The 16,786-nt window shown below is 43.5% G+C and carries 18 protein-coding genes; 9 read left to right on the top strand and 9 right to left on the bottom strand.

The features are described from left to right. Positions 1–101: 101 nt before the first annotated feature. Together mrcB and NI455_RS00415 are read left to right on the top strand one after the other, a co-directional pair. The gene (mrcB, locus tag NI455_RS00420; protein ID WP_253111929.1) at positions 102–2,492 is read left to right on the top strand and encodes a penicillin-binding protein 1B; all 2,391 of its coding nucleotides are present in this window, start codon (positions 102–104) and stop codon (positions 2,490–2,492) included. A 14-nt stretch (positions 2,493–2,506) separates the two neighbouring features. Continuing rightward, positions 2,507–3,052: a hypothetical protein gene (locus tag NI455_RS00415; protein WP_005103606.1), complete on the top strand. Its 546-nt coding sequence runs from the start codon at positions 2,507–2,509 to the stop codon at positions 3,050–3,052. A 58-nt stretch (positions 3,053–3,110) separates the two neighbouring features. Here NI455_RS00415 and NI455_RS00410 read toward each other — a convergent pair whose 3' ends face one another. Continuing rightward, positions 3,111–4,010 carry an NUDIX domain-containing protein gene (locus NI455_RS00410; protein WP_253111927.1) on the bottom strand — a complete coding sequence of 300 codons (900 nt, stop codon included), beginning with the start codon at positions 4,008–4,010 and terminating at the stop codon, positions 3,111–3,113. 138 nt (positions 4,011–4,148) lie between these two features. Between NI455_RS00410 and hemP the strand changes: the two genes are divergently transcribed. Next, positions 4,149–4,319 (top strand): hemin uptake protein HemP, encoded by a 171-nt coding sequence (gene hemP / locus NI455_RS00405; protein ID WP_004645578.1) that lies wholly within the window; start codon positions 4,149–4,151, stop codon positions 4,317–4,319. Positions 4,320–4,404: 85 nt separating this feature from the next. On the opposite strand, the gene NI455_RS00400 is transcribed toward hemP, so the two are convergent. From NI455_RS00400 to tfpB, 4 genes are all read right to left on the bottom strand, one after another. Next, the gene (locus NI455_RS00400) at positions 4,405–5,727 is read right to left on the bottom strand and encodes a sensor histidine kinase (protein WP_253111926.1); all 1,323 of its coding nucleotides are present in this window, start codon (positions 5,725–5,727) and stop codon (positions 4,405–4,407) included. Between the two features lie 4 nt (positions 5,728–5,731). Beyond that, positions 5,732–6,397, bottom strand: coding sequence for a response regulator transcription factor (locus NI455_RS00395; protein WP_253111924.1), 666 nt, complete (start codon positions 6,395–6,397; stop codon positions 5,732–5,734). 135 nt (positions 6,398–6,532) lie between these two features. Further along, entirely contained in the window at positions 6,533–6,898 is a 366-nt protein-coding gene (locus NI455_RS00390; protein WP_004645581.1) for a NirD/YgiW/YdeI family stress tolerance protein, read from the bottom strand. 93 nt (positions 6,899–6,991) lie between these two features. Next, entirely contained in the window at positions 6,992–8,749 is a 1,758-nt protein-coding gene (gene tfpB, locus NI455_RS00385) for a type IV pilus assembly ATPase TfpB (RefSeq protein WP_253111922.1), read from the bottom strand. A gap of 209 nt (positions 8,750–8,958) precedes the next feature. Here tfpB and NI455_RS00380 point away from each other — a divergent pair, with 209 nt between their 5' ends. After that, entirely contained in the window at positions 8,959–10,212 is a 1,254-nt protein-coding gene (locus tag NI455_RS00380; protein WP_253111920.1) for an MgtC/SapB family protein, read from the top strand. A gap of 128 nt (positions 10,213–10,340) precedes the next feature. Next, positions 10,341–11,402 (top strand): hypothetical protein, encoded by a 1,062-nt coding sequence (locus NI455_RS00375; RefSeq protein WP_253111919.1) that lies wholly within the window; start codon positions 10,341–10,343, stop codon positions 11,400–11,402. A gap of 49 nt (positions 11,403–11,451) precedes the next feature. On the opposite strand, the gene tsaA is transcribed toward NI455_RS00375, so the two are convergent. Next, on the bottom strand, positions 11,452–12,156 hold the full coding sequence (gene tsaA / locus NI455_RS00370) for a tRNA (N6-threonylcarbamoyladenosine(37)-N6)-methyltransferase TrmO (protein WP_253112040.1): 705 nt from the start codon (positions 12,154–12,156) through the stop codon (positions 11,452–11,454). Between the two features lie 105 nt (positions 12,157–12,261). Between tsaA and NI455_RS00365 the strand changes: the two genes are divergently transcribed. After that, on the top strand, positions 12,262–13,041 hold the full coding sequence (locus NI455_RS00365) for a ferredoxin--NADP reductase (RefSeq protein ID WP_004279005.1): 780 nt from the start codon (positions 12,262–12,264) through the stop codon (positions 13,039–13,041). 64 nt (positions 13,042–13,105) lie between these two features. Here the strand turns inward: NI455_RS00365 and NI455_RS00360 are convergent, their stop codons facing one another. From NI455_RS00360 to NI455_RS00350, 3 genes are all read right to left on the bottom strand, one after another. After that, a complete protein-coding gene (locus NI455_RS00360; RefSeq protein ID WP_004279008.1) occupies positions 13,106–13,288 on the bottom strand; it encodes a YgdI/YgdR family lipoprotein in 183 nt (60 codons plus the stop codon). A gap of 18 nt (positions 13,289–13,306) precedes the next feature. Beyond that, positions 13,307–13,558, bottom strand: a complete 252-nt coding sequence (locus tag NI455_RS00355) for a hypothetical protein (protein WP_354269226.1) — start codon at positions 13,556–13,558, stop codon at positions 13,307–13,309. Positions 13,559–13,729: 171 nt separating this feature from the next. After that, positions 13,730–14,353, bottom strand: a complete 624-nt coding sequence (locus tag NI455_RS00350; RefSeq protein ID WP_071851681.1) for a cation efflux transmembrane domain-containing protein — start codon at positions 14,351–14,353, stop codon at positions 13,730–13,732. Between the two features lie 86 nt (positions 14,354–14,439). Here NI455_RS00350 and NI455_RS00345 point away from each other — a divergent pair, with 86 nt between their 5' ends. The 3 genes from NI455_RS00345 to NI455_RS00335 all read left to right on the top strand — a co-directional run bounded on the left by NI455_RS00345 (position 14,440) and on the right by NI455_RS00335 (position 16,650). After that, positions 14,440–14,850 (top strand): Cd(II)/Pb(II)-responsive transcriptional regulator, encoded by a 411-nt coding sequence (locus tag NI455_RS00345; RefSeq protein ID WP_253111915.1) that lies wholly within the window; start codon positions 14,440–14,442, stop codon positions 14,848–14,850. 133 nt (positions 14,851–14,983) lie between these two features. Beyond that, positions 14,984–16,393, top strand: a complete 1,410-nt coding sequence (trhP, locus tag NI455_RS00340; protein WP_004645587.1) for a prephenate-dependent tRNA uridine(34) hydroxylase TrhP — start codon at positions 14,984–14,986, stop codon at positions 16,391–16,393. 2 nt (positions 16,394–16,395) lie between these two features. Next, positions 16,396–16,650: a YfhL family 4Fe-4S dicluster ferredoxin gene (locus tag NI455_RS00335; protein WP_071851677.1), complete on the top strand. Its 255-nt coding sequence runs from the start codon at positions 16,396–16,398 to the stop codon at positions 16,648–16,650. Positions 16,651–16,786 lie beyond the last annotated feature (136 nt).

Genomic DNA, 16,786 nt, shown 5'->3' with positions numbered 1-16,786 from the left:
GGGTTTCATTTTAATTTTAAACGCATTTCTTGATTAAATATTGCAAAATAATGAAAAGCTTCGCATGATTAGCACAATTTCACAGGATCTTATAAGTATTTATGAAATCTGAACGTGGCATGGGGTTTCTTGCCTTAATTTTTTCTATTATCGTCATTTCTATCTTTGTAGCATTTAGTATCTATCTGATTAGATTAGACAATATTGTACGCGACAAGTTTGAAGGTCAGCGCTGGGATATTCCGGCCAAGGTCTTCGCACGTCCGATGGAAGTGTACGTGAATGCCCCAGTCAGCCTGCAGGATTTCCAACAAGAATTAAAATTACTCGGTTATAAAAATTCGGATAGTTATACTAAATCAGGCAACTTTGTCACCACGGGTAATACCCTGTATGTGCATACACGCGGCTTTGATTTTGGTGACCGGGTTGAACCGGAACAAATATTGAAAGTCAGTTTCAGCGGTGAACAGATTGCAGAAGTCAGCGCAACCAAACCGTCTTCAAGCGGGATTGCGCGTTTAGAACCTTTATTAATTGGCGGGATTTATCCGCAGCATAACGAAGACCGTGTGCTGATCAAGCTAAATAAAGTGCCTAAGCCCTTGATCGAAGCGCTGATCGCGACCGAAGACCGTAAGTTCTATGAGCATCATGGGGTTTCACCGCGTGGTATTGCACGTGCCGTAGTCAGCAATATTACCGGTGGTAAACGTCAGGGTGGCTCAACCTTGACCCAGCAGCTGGTCAAAAATTTCTATTTAACCCCTGAGCGCACCTTAAAACGTAAAGTGAATGAAGCCTTTATGGCGATGCTGATTGAATTGCATTATGACAAGAATGAAATTCTAGAAGCTTATCTGAATGAAGTAAATCTCGGCCAGAATGGTAACTACTCCATTAATGGTTATGGTCTGGCATCGCAGTTTTATTTTGGCCTGCCACTGCGTGAACTGAATATTTCCCAGCAAGCATTTTTGGTGGGTTTAGTCCAAGGCCCGAGTCTATACAATCCATGGCGCAATCCTGAAAGTGCGAAAAAACGCCGTGATATCGTCCTGAATAATATGCTGGTGATGGGCTATCTGACTCAGGAACAATATGAAAAAGAAACTGCACGTCCATTAAATGTCATTTCAAAACCGACTTTAGGCCCTGCCCGCTTCCCGGATTTTCTGGATATCGTACGTCGTCAATTACGCACAGATTATCAGGAAACCGATCTGACCAATCAGGGTCTGCGAATTTTCACCACTTTAGATCCTTTAGCCCAAACCAGAATTCAGGACAGCTTTAAAGAGACGGTGGCGCGTTTAAGTAAATCCAATCCGGGTCGCCTGAAAGATTTACAAGGTGCGGTATTGGTATCGCATCCGGAAAATGGTGAGCTGGTAGCCGCAGTAGGTTCTACTCAAGATTTTACCGGCTTTAACCGTGCAGTCGATGCCAAGCGTCAGGTTGGTTCCCTGTTAAAGCCTGTGATCTACCTGAGTGCACTGGAATCGAACCGTTATCATTGGGCGAGCCCCATTGAAGACAGTGAAATCAGCATTAAGAGTGACGGCAAAACCTGGACACCGAAAAACTATAGTGGTCGTGGACATGGTGTCATTCCAATGTCGCAGGCATTATCGCAATCTTATAACCTGTCCACTGTGCGTTTAGCACAAGAATTTGGCCTGTCTACCTTTATTAATCATCTGAAAAAATTTGGTGTAACTTCAGATATTCCATCTTATCCGTCGATTTACTTGGGTGCGGTAGATATGTCCCCGATGGAAGTGATGAACATTTACGGCAACTTTGCTACAGGCGGCTTTAAATATCCAACTAAAGCCATCCGCTCTGTGGTGGATGCCAACGGCCGCTCTCTGGATCGTTATAGCCTGAGTGTACAACCGACTATTGATCCTGCTTCCGCTTATGCCCTGAATTATGGCTTACAACAGGTCATGTCGAATGGTACAGGCCGTGCAGCCTATAACAGCTTGCCACGCAGTCTGAATCTTGCCGGTAAGTCCGGTACCACGAATGACAGCCGTGACTCATGGTTTGCCGGATATTCAGGTAATTATATGACCGTGGTCTGGCTCGGTCTGGATGACAACAAAGTCACTGGCTTGACCGGTTCATCGGGTGCCCTGCCCGTTTGGACCAATGTCATGAAACAGTTGCGCCAGAAACCGGTGAATCTGCCACAGCCGAATGAAATCGAATGGCATTGGCTAGATCGTCATACGGGTTTGTTGTCTGCACAAGGCTGTGAAGGCGCCATGTATATCCCGATTTCGCGTCATGCCCTGCCAAATCAGGCGACTGCCTGCGGCATCTCGCACTATGCGACGGAACCTTATGATATTGATTCAGAACCTGCGCCATCTAATGCTGAACAGGATGATATGAGTCGCTACATACAAGAAAGTGAAACAGAAATAGAACGCGATCTTGAGAGCGAAACCCGTATTATCGCCAGTGGAAGTTATAGCCATTAATTGAGTCTATGTTTATGTTAAGAAAAATCCTCCCTGGTTTGCTCATCCTCAGTCTGGTGGGCTGCCAAAGTATCTCTGAGCCAGAAAAGCCAGTTACCCCAGTCAAGCCTGCGACGGAAAAACCTAAGGCAAAAACGCCAGACAGCGTAGTGATTACGCCTTATGACCGTCCTGACATCAAACGTCAGAAAATTGTCATTCCTGAACAGAAGCCGAAAAGCCAAAAGTTTGATGATGGCCGTAATCTGCCGGCTTTCAAGAGTCTGATGCAGCAAACCCAGCAGGCCTATACCAAGCAGCAGTTCGCTCAAGCTGAAGCGTCTGCAACTCAGGCACAGCGACTGGCCCCTCAGGCACCGGAAACCTATTTATACTTGGGTATGATTGCTAACCGTAAAAATCAGCCAGCAAGCGCCGATGCTTTTGCCTTACGTGGCCTGAGTTATGCACAATCTAGTGCCATGAAAAAGCAGCTTTGGCAAGTGCGCCTTAAATCTGCTCAGTTGCGGAAAAATGCCAAAGCGATTCAGCAAGCCCAACAGGCACTCAAAAAGCTTTAAGATAATTTCCCATAGAAACTGACTTACTAATAGAAAGTTTATTTTATAAATAAAGTGCTTAAATATAGCGAATGCCGGCAATGCCATAAGCGTGCTGGCTTTTTGCATACTCAAGCTCATCAGCCTTCATTCCACCCAAAGCAAAAACCGGAATCTGTACCTGCTCTGCCATTTGCTTGAATTGCTCCCAGCCTAGCGCAGGCGTGTCCGGATGCGTTGCGGTCGCCAGTACCGGACTCAGCAAGGCTGCTTCACAACCGATCTGTTCTGCATGCATTAAAGCACTCAGGTCATGACAGGCTGCCAGATAACGATAGCCAGATTTCAATTCACCTTGTTTCAAGTCCATCAATTGAGTCTGTTTTAGATGAATCGTATGAATCGTCTGCTGCTGCAATTCATTCAGTTGTGACCAAAGCTGCTGATTAATGATTAACTTGGAGAGTTGATCTACCGGATATTGCTGTAATTGCATGATCCGTTCAGGCGTTGCTTCCACGCGCCAATACAACATTTGATCTGTATCCAGACTTGATAAGATATCCAGATCTTCAGCAATCTTGATGCGCTGCGGCCATTGCAGCTTTTGAATCATGGACTGATTGGCTTTCGGAAAATTCAGCCGACCAAGTTCTTCTCGGCTGTACCAGCGCCAAGGCTGTTTGATTTCAGCCAGTTGAGCAGGCTGTACTGAAGCATGGAAAATATGCAAATTGACGATGAGATCTTCATATTCATAGGAGATAAAATCAGAGGCATGCCAACGTTCAATATCAACGCCGACCTCTTCCATCACTTCGCGGCGACATGCCTCGACTGGTAATTCGCCCTGTTCAACTTTTCCGCCTGGAAATTCATATTTATTGCCCTGATGCTGCTTGGCCTCACGCCAGCCGACGAGAACCTGATTTTGATAAAATAAAAGCGCAATTGCGACATGAATCGTAGCTTTAGTCATGATGTACAGAACCGTTAAAGTTTTACAGATTGTAAGCAAATTAGAGTTTTTTATAAATTGCTCAATATTTCGTTGACAGACCTATTCGATAATGATTATCATTTAAATCAATCCAAAACACACCACGGAGTCGACGGAATGAACGCCCCATTTAGCCTATTTACCCGTAACAATGATACTCACCATGCCTTGCCAATGCTGCACTCCAACAATCTTTTTGCACTGGGTCGTGAAATCCGGATCATGCATGCCGGTGAAGAATACCGCTTGCGTCTGACCCGCAACAACCGTCTTATTCTGACCAAATAATTAAAACAATCTAAAATAACAAACGTGGGAAGCAGCAGTATGAATCAGCGCATACTGCTTTTTAATCTTCTGATCATGAGATTTGCTATTCAAGCTTAAAACTCAATAACACTTTAAGTCCGCCCAGATCCGACGGCGCATAGTCAATTTTAGCTGCATGCAGTGCCATAATTTTCTGGCAAATGGACAGACCTAGACCTGAACCCTGAGTTCGCGTACCCAAAGCCCGATAAAAACGTTCACCTAAACGTTCCAGCACATCATCAGTAATCCCCTCTCCTGAGTTTTCAATCAATAGTTGTATCTGATGCTGCTCAACAACCGTTCGGATCTCGACCTGTCCCTGCGGCGGCGTATAACGGATCGCATTGTCGACCAGATTGCGAATACAACTAAAAATCAGCTCTGGATTCGCTTCGATCACAGCATCCTCAAGGTTTAGATTCCAATGAATGTCTTTTTCTTCTGCAAAAGGCTGCAATGCCTGCAAAGCCTCCTGAACCAGATTTTTAAGATTAATCGTTTGCGTTGGTAATTGCTCTGTGCGCTCCGGATCGAGTCGTGCCAGCAAGAGTAAATTTTCCAGCACCTGCGTACCGCGGTTGACATCATTTTGAATCAGCTGCAATGCTTGAGGGAGCTGTGCATCACCTTGATATTTGCGTTTTAAAACCTGTAGACGCATTTGAATTGCAGACAGTGGAGAACGCAGCTCATGTGAAGCATCTGCAGTAAAACGCTGTTCGGCAGCCAGTGACTTTTCCAGCCGGCCGAGCATGGCATTCAACTGACGAATAATCGGTTGCAGTTCAGTGATTTCAGGGTCAGGTGTTTTAATAGGACTCAGATCCTGAGCAGTCTTGGAACCAATGGCACGCGAAATCTTGTTTAATGGCCGTAACTGGCGTTTGACCGAGACCCTTAGAATCAGCCATTGCACTAGCCATAAAGTGAATAAGATCCCGGCAAAGCCCAAAGTAGTTTGCCAGAGTTCATCGAAACGTACTGAAAGTGGCTGTACGATTTTGACCTGAAGGTCGTCATCTTCCGCAGTCAGTATCCGGATAAAATGACCATTTTCATAAGCAAACTGAAAGCCGTTGTTCTGTGCTTTTGGAATGGTATTAATTAATTCATCATCAATCGAAGTAGTCAGTATCTGCTGATCTAGCAACAAGGCATACTGGATATCGAACTGTTCACTGAGTTCATCGACCTGGGCGTCTTTGGCCTGGGTCACATCGCCAAGCAGCAACTCAGAAATCTGCTCCATTAATTCATCATGCAGCTGACTGGCTTGATAACTGGAAATTCCCAATAACAGCAGCCAGGCCAATATTCCAGCCAATATCGAACTGAACAGCGCATGTTTGATCAGTTTAGTTTGCAAGGAAATAGCAGCTGACATAGGTTTATACCTCAGCCTTATGCATGCGATAGCCCAGACCGCGAATAGTCTTGATCATCTGGCTGCCGATTTTTTTACGCAGCTGATAGATAAATACTTCAATGGCATTACTTTCAATTTCATCACCCCAAGCGTACAGCGATTCTTCCAGCTGTTCACGGGTGACAATATGTTCAGGCTGCTGCATCAGCTTGTATAGAATTTGAAATTCCTTCGCAGTCAGATTCACAGCTTGACCTTCTTTAGTTAGGGTCTTGGCTTGAGTGTCCAGACTGAGATCCTGCCAGTGCAGGATATGATTCGGTGTTTGCTGCTTCTGTCTGAGCTGGGCGCGAACCCGGGCCGAAAGTTCTTCCAGGCTGAAAGGCTTCACCAGATAGTCATTGGCACCCAGATCCAGCCCCTCGACCCGGTCATCAATACTGTCTTTGGCCGTAATAAAAATCACCGGCGTATCTTGGTGTTGGCTGCGCAAACTTTTCAGAATCTCGTCTCCAGTGGCATTCGGCAGGCCACGATCCAGCAAAATGCAGTCATATTGATGCTGCTCAATCGCTAGGATCGCATGATCACCACGCTCTACCCGATCAATCACATAACCGTCCATTTCCAGCCAAGTCTGGATACTGTCTGCCTGAGACTGATCATCTTCCGCCAAAAGAATACGCATATTCTGCTCCGTTTGCTTCCTTGTTCTATCTTGCCTTGAAAAAGTTCCAGACTCAAAAAAACCACATGCTTTTTGGTAACTTGCATGTGGTTTTTTGTCGCTGTGTTCAAATTGATTTCAGCAAATCAGGCGATATTAGAAACGAACCTGATCAACCTCAATTTCAACACGTTTTGCCGGTTTATAATCAATGTCGATTTCACCTGTGATGATTACCGGTGTTTTGGCTGAAATCGGTTTGCCTTGCCAAAGTTCATCATCAATCTCAACAGTAATAGTTCCTGTGCTGTCTCGGAACTGGTATTTTTCATCACCGACCGCTTTCACGACATAACCTTTAAGCTGAACCTTACTGTCATCTTTCATGGCCAGTGCCTGTTTGACTGTGGTCGATTTAGCAAAAGCAGCCTGATTCACAGCAGTGTCGCTACTTGCTATCGTAGCCGTCGCGATAGAACCCATCAATGCAGCTGCCAAAACCGTATTTATCATCATTTTCATCGCAATTACCTCTTTAAAGTCTTGCCTTGTTTCGATGATGCTATTAAAACAGCCGAAGATGAATTGAATCTTAAGATTGCTTCATTTTCAAAATTAATTTAAGGGCACAACTCTCAGGACTTCTTCAAGCGTGGTCACACCTTCCAGAATCTTGCGTGCCCCGGCAATTCTGAGCGGCTCTACCCCTTCTTTTTTAGCCTGCTGACGCAGCTGGTTCAGGTTGGCATCGGCACCAATCAGCTGTTTGGTGGTCAGACTCAATGGCATAAACTCATAAATCCCGATACGGCCTTTATAGCCGGTATGCCGGCATTCTTCGCAGCCCACCGCCTTAAAAACAAATTCCGGTCGCGGCAAAGGATAATCCGTAGCTAGATGCTGCCATTCCTGTTCATTCAGGAAGCTTTCCTGTTTGCAGTGCGGACACAGCTTACGTACCAGACGTTGAGCCAGAACACCCAAGATGGTTGCTGCTGTCAAAAATGGCTGTACGCCCAGATCATGCAGACGGGTCAGACTCGACGGCGCATCGTTGGTATGTAAAGTTGAGAGAACCAGGTGACCGGTCAATGCGGCCTGAATCGCCATATTGGCAGTGTCCTGATCACGGATCTCCCCGACCATGATAATGTCCGGGTCCTGACGCATCAATGCACGCACGCCGTCAGCAAAACCAAGATCGATACCATTATTGACCTGCATCTGGTTAAAGCTGGGTTCCAGCATCTCGATCGGATCTTCAATGGTACAGACGTTGACCTGTTCAGTCGCCAGCTGTTTTAAGGTTGAATAAAGCGTAGTAGTTTTACCGGAACCAGTCGGACCGGTCACCAGAATAATGCCGTGACTGTGACTGGTCAGATTGTTCCAGTCGTTGAGCAGATGACCTTCAAAACCGAGTTGCTGGAAGCTTCTCACCAGCACTTCCGGATCGAAAATACGCATCACCAGTTTTTCACCGAATGCCGTTGGCAAGGTCGACAAACGCAATTCGGTTTCCTGTCCTTTTGGTGTACGGGTTTTCAGGCGGCCATCCTGTGGTTTACGTTTTTCCGCGACGTTCATCCGGCCCAGAATCTTGATCCGGGAAATGACGGCGGTCAATGTATTGGCGGGCATGTTGTAAATCGTATGCAGTACGCCATCAATCCGGAAACGAATCTTACCCGTATCTTTACGCGGTTCCATGTGAATATCACTGGCGCCCTGCTCAAAGGCAAATTGCAACACCCAGTCTACCAGTTTGACAATATGCTGGTCATTGGCATCCGGATTCTGTGAGTCACCCAGCTGTAGCAAGGCTTCGACGCCCTTATTTTCCCGGTCATAGGCGGAAGATTTTTGTGAACCACTGACTGCACGACTGACCTGATAATATTCAGTAATATAACGTTGTAGCTGTTCCGGATTCAGTAATACCCGTTGTATTTTCTTCGGGGAAATATTCTGTTCGAGATTCGACACCCATTCGGTTTTATAAGGCTGATCCGTAGCGATCAGAACTTTGTCTGCCTGTATTTCCACTGCCAAAATATGGTTGCGCAGTGCATATTCCTGCGACATGACATGGGTCAATGCCTGTACATCAGCTTTAAGCGGATCAATGATATAGAACATCAATCCGGTTTTTTCTGCCAGCCACTGACATAAACGGTTCAGAGTCAGTGTTGTTTGAGGATGGGACTGATCGACCAGATTAAAATTAGCAATCCACTGTAAAGGGTGCCATTTTAGGTGTTCACGTTGCCGATGAGTGGTTTGTACCAGCATCCGGTCGCGTTCACTGATTTTACCGTCTTTAAAGAGTTGGTCTAGACACCATGCCGTATCAATTTCAAAGTCAAATTTCATTATTATCAGTCCCCAAACTTGCCTCCACTATAACAAGTTTTTGCAGTTTTTCGCATGCTCCCGACCTATCGAATGTACGTTTCTATTTCAATCTCAAAAAGAAAGTAAAGAATGGATTTGATCACTACTGCAACATTTTTGATCTATGCAAACCTGATCTCATCACATATATTTTTAAATAATCAACTCTTAGCTTGCTGAGGTCACAGATGGATTTGACTGCGGTTCCCCTGCATGCGCATTCTTTTCATGAACTGCTCACGATACTCACCTCGGCATTGGGCTGCGGCCTATTGATTGGTCTGGAGCGGGAACGGCATAAACAACGTGAGCAGCAACCGAGTTTTGCCGGCTTACGTTCCTTTGCGATCTGTGCTTTATTGGGCGCACTGTGTTTCCTGTTTGGAATCGTGATTGCTGTAATAGGTGCTTTGATCGTGGGTGGCATGGTCATTTTATCCATAAAAAATCAGCCAGATGACCCGGGCATTACCACAGAGCTTGCATTTGTGATGACCTATTTTATTGGCGCCATGTGTTTATGGAATATTCCTCTGGCAGCCGGTCTTTCTGTGCTCTTAACCGGTATTTTGATGGCCAAACATACCATGCACAATATTGCCGGAAAATGGATTAAAGAAGCCGAATTCAGGGATGGACTATTATTACTGGCCTTGATTTTGATTGGTCTGCCGCTTACCCCTGACCGGCCTTTTTGGGGCGAAGTGCTTAATCCTTATCTTATTCTCAAATTACTGACCTTAATTTTAGTGGTACAAGCTCTGGCTCATATTGCGAAACGCTTTTTCTCGACTAAAAATGCCCTGATGCTGTCCTCCATCGCTTCCGGTTTTGTTTCCAGTACGGCGACCATCGCTCAGTTGGGCTTACAGGTCCGTAAAGGTGAAATGGATGCACGATCGAATGCCGGTGCCGCGCTGATGTCCTGTATCTCGACTATTGTGTTGCTATTGATTGTGATCGGGGGCGTATCCTGGAGCTGGCTTAAAATCCTGCTCTTGCCCTCTTTAGTTGCCGTAATCCTTCTGGCAGCCTGTGCATTTTTATTATTGCGCAAGGCAAAACCTGCGCCGAGCATGGAATCGTCAGACAGCCAGATGTTCAGCTTAAAAGAAGCTGTGATTATTGCAGTCACATTAACATTGATTCAGGCTGGAGTTTACGGACTGGAGGTCTGGCTCGGGGATGCCGGCTTACTGGCCGGGACCTTGCTCGCCTCTTTATTCGAGATTCATGCCGCGATGGCCAGTGTCGTCGTTCAAGGCGATCCCTCCAATCTACGTTTGATTTATGCCCTGCTTTTAGGTCTGGGTGCTCATGCCTTGGCCAAGTCAGCCAATGCCGCTTTGACCGGTAGCTGGAAGTTTGCCCTTTATTTTGCACCTGTGCAGATTTTGCATATGGCAGTGTTGATTGGGGTTTTGTGGTGGATGGTCTTTTAATTATTAAATATTTCTAACTAATTAATTTTTATATTTTTACTAGGTTTTATTTCAATATTTTATAGCTATAATGGGCTGGCTTTACTTTTAAAAAACAATTGAATTAATATAATTTTTATAGGGTATTTATGAAATTTAAGGCTTTATCATTCGCAATTTTTAGTGCATTCATGTTAAGTGCATGTGGCGGGGGTTCATCTTCTAGCACAGACAATGGAACAGGAACAGGAACAGGAACAGGAACAGGAACAGGAACAGGAACAGGAACAGGAACAGGAAATACTACAATAAATGATTCTGAATGGTCTGCCTATGAACTCTCCTATGCTGATGATTCAGAAAATCTATTTAATAAAATAACTTTCACTGCTAAAGGAAATACACAATATCTACGTGTAGACTATTTGAGCGATTCAAACAATACAGAAAATTTTGATCCAAATGAATCTTATCTCCTTAACGACTATTTAACTGATGAAGGTTTCTACGAATTAGAATTAAATAAAGACCCTCAATTAGGCTACAAAATTGGATCACTTTTAAAAAACACTCCAACTGAAAAAACCTATATTCCATCCTCTAAAATTGGGCATACAGGCCTTCAATTAACTGAAAAATATGAGTTAGTCGATCTATCTGGCAAACCATTGGCTGAATACATAGATACATATACGTATCTGGTCTCTTCCGAACCTAAGCTAAATTATTATGGTAGCTTCGGACAACTCTATCTTTCTAAACTTAAAGACAAGAAATTTCCAAGCGGTTCACAATGTTTACGTGGTATCAGCCTGTCATCTACAAAAGATCATATCCTAATGTACAAACATCCATTAGATAGTTCAGATACATTTGACCCTGATAATTTTAGCGAAAATTATACTACTTCCACTTTTGGTGGTTATAAAACCTATATTTCAACCAAAAGTTATGAAAATGACTATACGAATGCTATAGCTTTCATCAACAACAAATACCGTCAGGGTGAGTATTATAAAGCTGGAACTTCTTACACATTAAATAAAGAAATCGAACTTGAACAAGCAACATTAAATAAACTAAAAGCCAATAACTCTGGTACTCCAGAAGAAATTTTGGAACAGGAACTTATTATCAAAACAATAAAAACAGAATGTACTGTATTTAACCCCACTGCGAGTAAAGAGATTGATAAATACCGTGTAATGTAATTCAACTAGGATTATTTTTTGGGGGGAGGAAATTTCTCCCCTCAAAATTTTAAATCTCGACAATCTGAATATATTGCGTATTTACTTTAAATTTCATATCTAAATCAGCAAACCTCATCCCATACACCCGTTCTTCATCTTCCTGATAAGCCGGTCTTGGATCTAGAGATAAAACCGCTTCCAGTTCCTGAACTGTTTGCACAGAAATTTTTCCATTTCCTAGTAATTGCTGCTTTTGCTGCTCCGCTTCATCGCTCCAGATGACGGTCTTACGTTGCGGTTCATCCTGCGCATAACCGCTTTGTGCTTCAATGATAGCATCCGAATATTGAATATAAGGTTTGATATCGACAATTGGCGTGCCATCGAGCAAGTCACTCCCTGTTACATACACTCGAACATGTTTGCCGACCTTTCTCACTTCCTTGAATTTGACCACAGATAAACCAAGCGGTGATGGACGATACATGCTGCGCGTGGCAAACACGCCTATTTTCTTGTTACCGCCCAAACGCGGTGGACGCACTTGTGGACGAAACTGGCTGTTGTGCTGGTTTTTATTGTCATGAAATTGCCAGACCAGCCAAAGATGACTGAATTCTTCAATCCCCTCAAAGGCGAGCAGATCATTATAGGGCCCGACCATTTCAATATAGCTTTCGACCTGAACCAGATTCGGCTGACGAGGAATACCGAATTTTTCTTTATAGGGAGAGCGCATATAACCAATAATCGGCAGCGCAAGTTCAGTCATCATCACTTTTTTTGATAAGCTCAATTAAATATATTCAGTTTATCGAGAATGAATTTAGATTAGAATAGCAAGCTGTTCTAATTTGATAATTTATTGAGACCTTTAATGGCTGCTTTTAACGTCGAAAAGATTACTCACGTCCACCACTGGAATGATACTTTATTCTCTTTTAAAACGACTCGTGACACTGCTTTGCGTTTTAAAAACGGTCAGTTTGTAATGATCGGCCTTGAAGTCAATGGCAAGCCGTTAATGCGCGCATATTCAATTGCAAGCGCCAACTACGAAGAAGAGTTAGAATTTTTCTCAATTAAAGTGCCTGATGGTCCACTGACTTCGATTTTACAGAAAGTAAAAGTCGGCGATGACATTTTGGTTTCTAAAAAGCCAACAGGTACATTGGTACTTGATGACTTGAATCCAGGTAAAAATCTTTACCTGCTTTCTTCTGGTACTGGTCTTGCACCGTTCCTGTCGACTATTCGCGATCCTGAAACTTACGAGCGTTTTGAAAAGATTATCGTAGTTCACGGTACCCGTTTCATTTCAGAACTGGCTTATCAAGATTTGATCCTGAATGAAGTGCCAAATCATGAATTCTTCTCTGAACTCGGCGCGAAAGAAAAATTGGTATATTACCCAACCGTAACCCGTGAAGAATATCCAAACCAAGGTCGTGTTACGACTGCGATTGAAACCGGCGAACTGTTTGAAAAAATCGGTCTGCCACGTTTCAACCCGGAAACTGACCGTGCCATGTTATGTGGTAGCCCTGCATTCCTAGATGACGTTGCTGCGCTTCTTGACCAACACGGTCTGAAAGAATCTCCAAAAATGGGCGTTCTAGGTGACTACGTGATTGAACGTGCATTCGTAGAAAAATAAGATTTTCTAAAATAAAAAACCGGACTTTTAAGTCCGGTTTTTTATTGGAACCATCACTAAATAATTAACGATCGCGACCTTCCTGGTTTGCAGAACCTGAACAGCCTGCGCCACCTGCAATGATGAAACCCGTTTGCGCTTTACATGAACCAATCATACGGCCATGAGAGTCAAATGTAGTTACTGACGATGCACAGCCCGTCAATACAACAGTCGCTACAAGTGCAATAAGTGCTGATAATTTCATGATATTCCCCTTTATTATTTACGGTTTTAAATTAATCTGATTTTGGCTTGGTGGCGTTGGTAACAGGCCTGTATTCGCATCTGGCGTATTGTAATTCACACCTAAGGCATCGCCTGAACCACTACAATGTGCACTTGCGGTCGAAAGTAGGCCACGCGTCGCCATACATGAACCGATGATTTTTCCTGTTGCATCATAAGTCACGACTTTGGAACTACAAGCGGCTAGCCCCGATATTACCAATATTGAAAAAATTTTAATTAAATTCACATTAACCCTCGCACGATGCAAAAAACTAAATTATTAAAATTTATGTATATTTTCTGAATTTCGCCAGAGATTCTAATTTAATTTGTTTATTTGTAAAGCTTTATTTTTCAAATATTATAAAAATGGAAATAAATAAAAAGCTGCCCTGCAGGACAGCTTTAAATATAAAAATTAGCTGGATTTATGTTTAAGTGATCTTTCTTCCAGAGACTGCTTAATCACTTGATAACCTGATGTGATGCCAAGTGTTGCGATAATCACAGCCACAATAATATCTGGCCAAAGACTACCTGTACCAAATACGCCTACGGCTGCCAAAATGACCGCAAAGTTGCCAATTGCATCATTACGACTACAGAGCCAGACCGACCGCATATTGGAATCACCTTCACGAAAAGCATAAAGAATTGCTGCTGTAAATACATTCGCCACCAAGGCCAGGACGCCAATCAGGCCCATTGTCAATGCTTCAGGTGGAATGCCTTGCAGATAGGCGTAAATCACTTTGCCAATAACCACCAGACCAAACAACGCCATGGTCATTCCCTTCACCAAAGCGACTGTTGCCCGCCAATACAGACTTGCACCGAGTACAGCCAAAGAAATCCCGTAATTGACGGCATCACCAAAGAAATCTAGCGCGTCTGCCCATAAGGCTGATGAATGTGCATATGCACCACCGATCAACTCCACTACAAATAAAGTGAAGTTCACTAACAAGGCAATCCATAGCGCTGTTCTAAATTTGCTGTTGGGCTTGATGGGTGCCGGTTCAGGACTACAACTACAGGCCATATAACTCCCCCGATGATTTTTTATCTAAAATACGATAAATTGATTAGAAACTATGGACTAACTCCAAGGTCAAGCATGAGGGCGATATGTCAGTTTATTTGATTTCAGAAATGGCCAAAAAAACTGGTCTAAGCACCGATACCTTACGTTTTTATGAGAAAAAAGGCTTTATTCAGCCGAATTTTCGAGCAAGTAATCAGTATCGTTATTATGGTGAAGACGCATTAAAAAGACTGCTTTTTATCAAGCGTTGCCGTGCCTTAGACATGTCATTAAAAGAGATTGAAACCCTGATTCAACTTGAACAAAATCCGGATCAGGAATGCTGTGCCGTAAACCAATTGATTGATCAGCATCTTTTAGATATTTCAAATAAAATTAAAGAATTACAAATATTTGAACGGCAACTGATCACACTGAGAGAAAGTTGCAACACCCCAACCACTATTGATCATTGCCAGATTTTAAAAACGCTTGAAAATCCTGAAAATGATTGAGTATTGAAGACATTTTATGGAGGATTCCCTACTTAAAATAAAACCTTGTTTTACATCCAAATCGCGTATTTCCGAGTGATTTACTAGGTTGAATCCAAATTCCAGATGATTAGAATAAAGCCGTACTTTTTATATGTCTTTCGATTTGATCATGAGCATTACCACCGTTACCGAACTTCTCTCACCAGCTGGCTCACTCAAAAATATGCGCTATGCTTTTGCTTATGGTGCAGATGCAGTCTATGCTGGCCAGCCACGCTATAGCCTGCGGGTTCGTAATAATGAATTTGACCATGACAATCTCGCCATTGGCATTAAAGAAGCACATGAACTCGGCAAAAAGTTCTATGTGGTGGTCAATATCCAGCCGCATAACTCCAAGCTGAAAAATTTTATTCGTGATTTAGCGCCTGTAGTGGCGATGCAGCCAGATGCGTTGATCATGTCCGATCCAGGTCTGATCATGCTGGTGCGTGAACATTTTCCAGAGATGGATATTCACTTGTCTGTTCAGGCCAATGCCGTGAACTGGGCAACCGTGAAATTCTGGAAAAATATGGGCCTGACCCGCGTGATTCTGTCACGTGAACTGTCGATTGAAGAAATTGCAGAAATCAAACAGCAAGTGCCCGATATGGAGATTGAAGTCTTTGTTCATGGTGCACTGTGCATGGCCTATTCTGGCCGTTGCATGCTGTCAGGCTATATGAACAAACGTGATGCCAATCAGGGTGCCTGCACCAATGCCTGCCGCTGGGAATATAAAGTGCTGGATGCTAAGGAAGATGAAACCGGTGATGTGATTCCAGTGAAAAATCTGGATTCAGGCTGCTGCTCCAAAGATGCCGACGAACAACACATGCAAGAACAACATCAGTTTGATGAGCCTGTGTTATTGCAGCGGAATGATGAAGATATGTTTGCCGCAGAAGAAGATGAACACGGCACTTATTTTATGAACTCGAAAGATCTGCGTGCAGTCCAGCATGTAGAGCGCTTAACTAAAGTGGGTGTGCATTCACTGAAAATCGAAGGCCGTACCAAGTCTTATTTCTATTGCGCCCGTACTGCTCAAATTTACCGTAAAGCGATTGATGATGCGCTTGCGGGTAAACCTTTTGATCCGTCACTGATGACACAATTGGAAGGCTTAGCGAATCGTGGTTATACCGAAGGTTTTCTACGCCGCCATGTGCATAGTGAATATCAGAATTATGAACATGGTTCTTCCAGTTTTGATCATCAAATTTTCTGTGGTGAAGTACTGGAGCGCAATGGAGATTACATCAAGATCGATGTGAAAAACCGTTTTATCGTCGGTGACTCACTCGAACTGATGACGACTAAAGGCAATATCACTTTCAATTTAACCGAAATGAAAGACAAAAAAGGTAATCTGATCGAAGACGCCAAAGGTTCAGGTCATATCGTTGAGATTCCAGTTCCGGCAGATGTTGATATGCAATATGCCCTGCTCATCCGTAATCTGCCAAGCTCGACTATGGATATTTCGGCATCTTCACTGGCTTATCAAGCGAGTTAAATATGGCACTACTAATTACCGACAAATGCATCAATTGCGATATGTGTTTACCGGAATGCCCAAATGACGCGATTTATGAGGGTGCGAAAGTTTATGAAATTGATGTGAACCGTTGTACAGAATGCGTCGGTTTTTATGAGCATCAGACCTGTGTAGATGTCTGTCCGATTGAATGCATTGTTCCACATCCGGAGTATGGGGAAACACAAGAACAATTACTGGAAAAATTTAAGGGTTTGAACTTATTTAAATCTTAAAAATGAAGCGATGGAATAAACATTGCTTTATATAAAAACAACCTTGGGGAAAGTATAAAAATAAGGGTTGAAAACAAAAACTGTGCAGAGGAAAGGAACAGCTGAAAGTGCGTGGGGACACTTTTGGCTGTTCCAA

This window comes from Acinetobacter lwoffii, from assembly GCF_024129435.1.
In the GTDB taxonomy this organism is placed as follows: domain Bacteria; phylum Pseudomonadota; class Gammaproteobacteria; order Pseudomonadales; family Moraxellaceae; genus Acinetobacter; species Acinetobacter lwoffii_F.
The sequence above is the reverse complement of the archived record's forward strand: the minus strand, read 5'-3'. Positions and strand labels throughout refer to the sequence as shown.

What these genes read in the sequence shown, in the direction of transcription:
- mrcB (WP_253111929.1), top strand. Translation starts at nt 102, where the DNA reads ATGAAATCTGAACGTGGCATGGGGTTTCTTGCCTTAATTTTTTCTATT.
- NI455_RS00415 (WP_005103606.1), top strand. Translation starts at nt 2,507, where the DNA reads ATGTTAAGAAAAATCCTCCCTGGTTTGCTCATCCTCAGTCTGGTGGGC.
- NI455_RS00410 (WP_253111927.1), bottom strand. Translation starts at nt 4,010, where the DNA reads ATGACTAAAGCTACGATTCATGTCGCAATTGCGCTTTTATTTTATCAA.
- hemP (WP_004645578.1), top strand. Translation starts at nt 4,149, where the DNA reads ATGAACGCCCCATTTAGCCTATTTACCCGTAACAATGATACTCACCAT.
- NI455_RS00400 (WP_253111926.1), bottom strand. Translation starts at nt 5,727, where the DNA reads ATGTCAGCTGCTATTTCCTTGCAAACTAAACTGATCAAACATGCGCTG.
- NI455_RS00395 (WP_253111924.1), bottom strand. Translation starts at nt 6,397, where the DNA reads ATGCGTATTCTTTTGGCGGAAGATGATCAGTCTCAGGCAGACAGTATC.
- NI455_RS00390 (WP_004645581.1), bottom strand. Translation starts at nt 6,898, where the DNA reads ATGAAAATGATGATAAATACGGTTTTGGCAGCTGCATTGATGGGTTCT.
- tfpB (WP_253111922.1), bottom strand. Translation starts at nt 8,749, where the DNA reads ATGAAATTTGACTTTGAAATTGATACGGCATGGTGTCTAGACCAACTC.
- NI455_RS00380 (WP_253111920.1), top strand. Translation starts at nt 8,959, where the DNA reads ATGGATTTGACTGCGGTTCCCCTGCATGCGCATTCTTTTCATGAACTG.
- NI455_RS00375 (WP_253111919.1), top strand. Translation starts at nt 10,341, where the DNA reads ATGAAATTTAAGGCTTTATCATTCGCAATTTTTAGTGCATTCATGTTA.
- tsaA (WP_253112040.1), bottom strand. Translation starts at nt 12,156, where the DNA reads ATGACTGAACTTGCGCTGCCGATTATTGGTTATATGCGCTCTCCCTAT.
- NI455_RS00365 (WP_004279005.1), top strand. Translation starts at nt 12,262, where the DNA reads ATGGCTGCTTTTAACGTCGAAAAGATTACTCACGTCCACCACTGGAAT.
- NI455_RS00360 (WP_004279008.1), bottom strand. Translation starts at nt 13,288, where the DNA reads ATGAAATTATCAGCACTTATTGCACTTGTAGCGACTGTTGTATTGACG.
- NI455_RS00350 (WP_071851681.1), bottom strand. Translation starts at nt 14,353, where the DNA reads ATGGCCTGTAGTTGTAGTCCTGAACCGGCACCCATCAAGCCCAACAGC.
- NI455_RS00345 (WP_253111915.1), top strand. Translation starts at nt 14,440, where the DNA reads ATGTCAGTTTATTTGATTTCAGAAATGGCCAAAAAAACTGGTCTAAGC.
- trhP (WP_004645587.1), top strand. Translation starts at nt 14,984, where the DNA reads ATGTCTTTCGATTTGATCATGAGCATTACCACCGTTACCGAACTTCTC.
- NI455_RS00335 (WP_071851677.1), top strand. Translation starts at nt 16,396, where the DNA reads ATGGCACTACTAATTACCGACAAATGCATCAATTGCGATATGTGTTTA.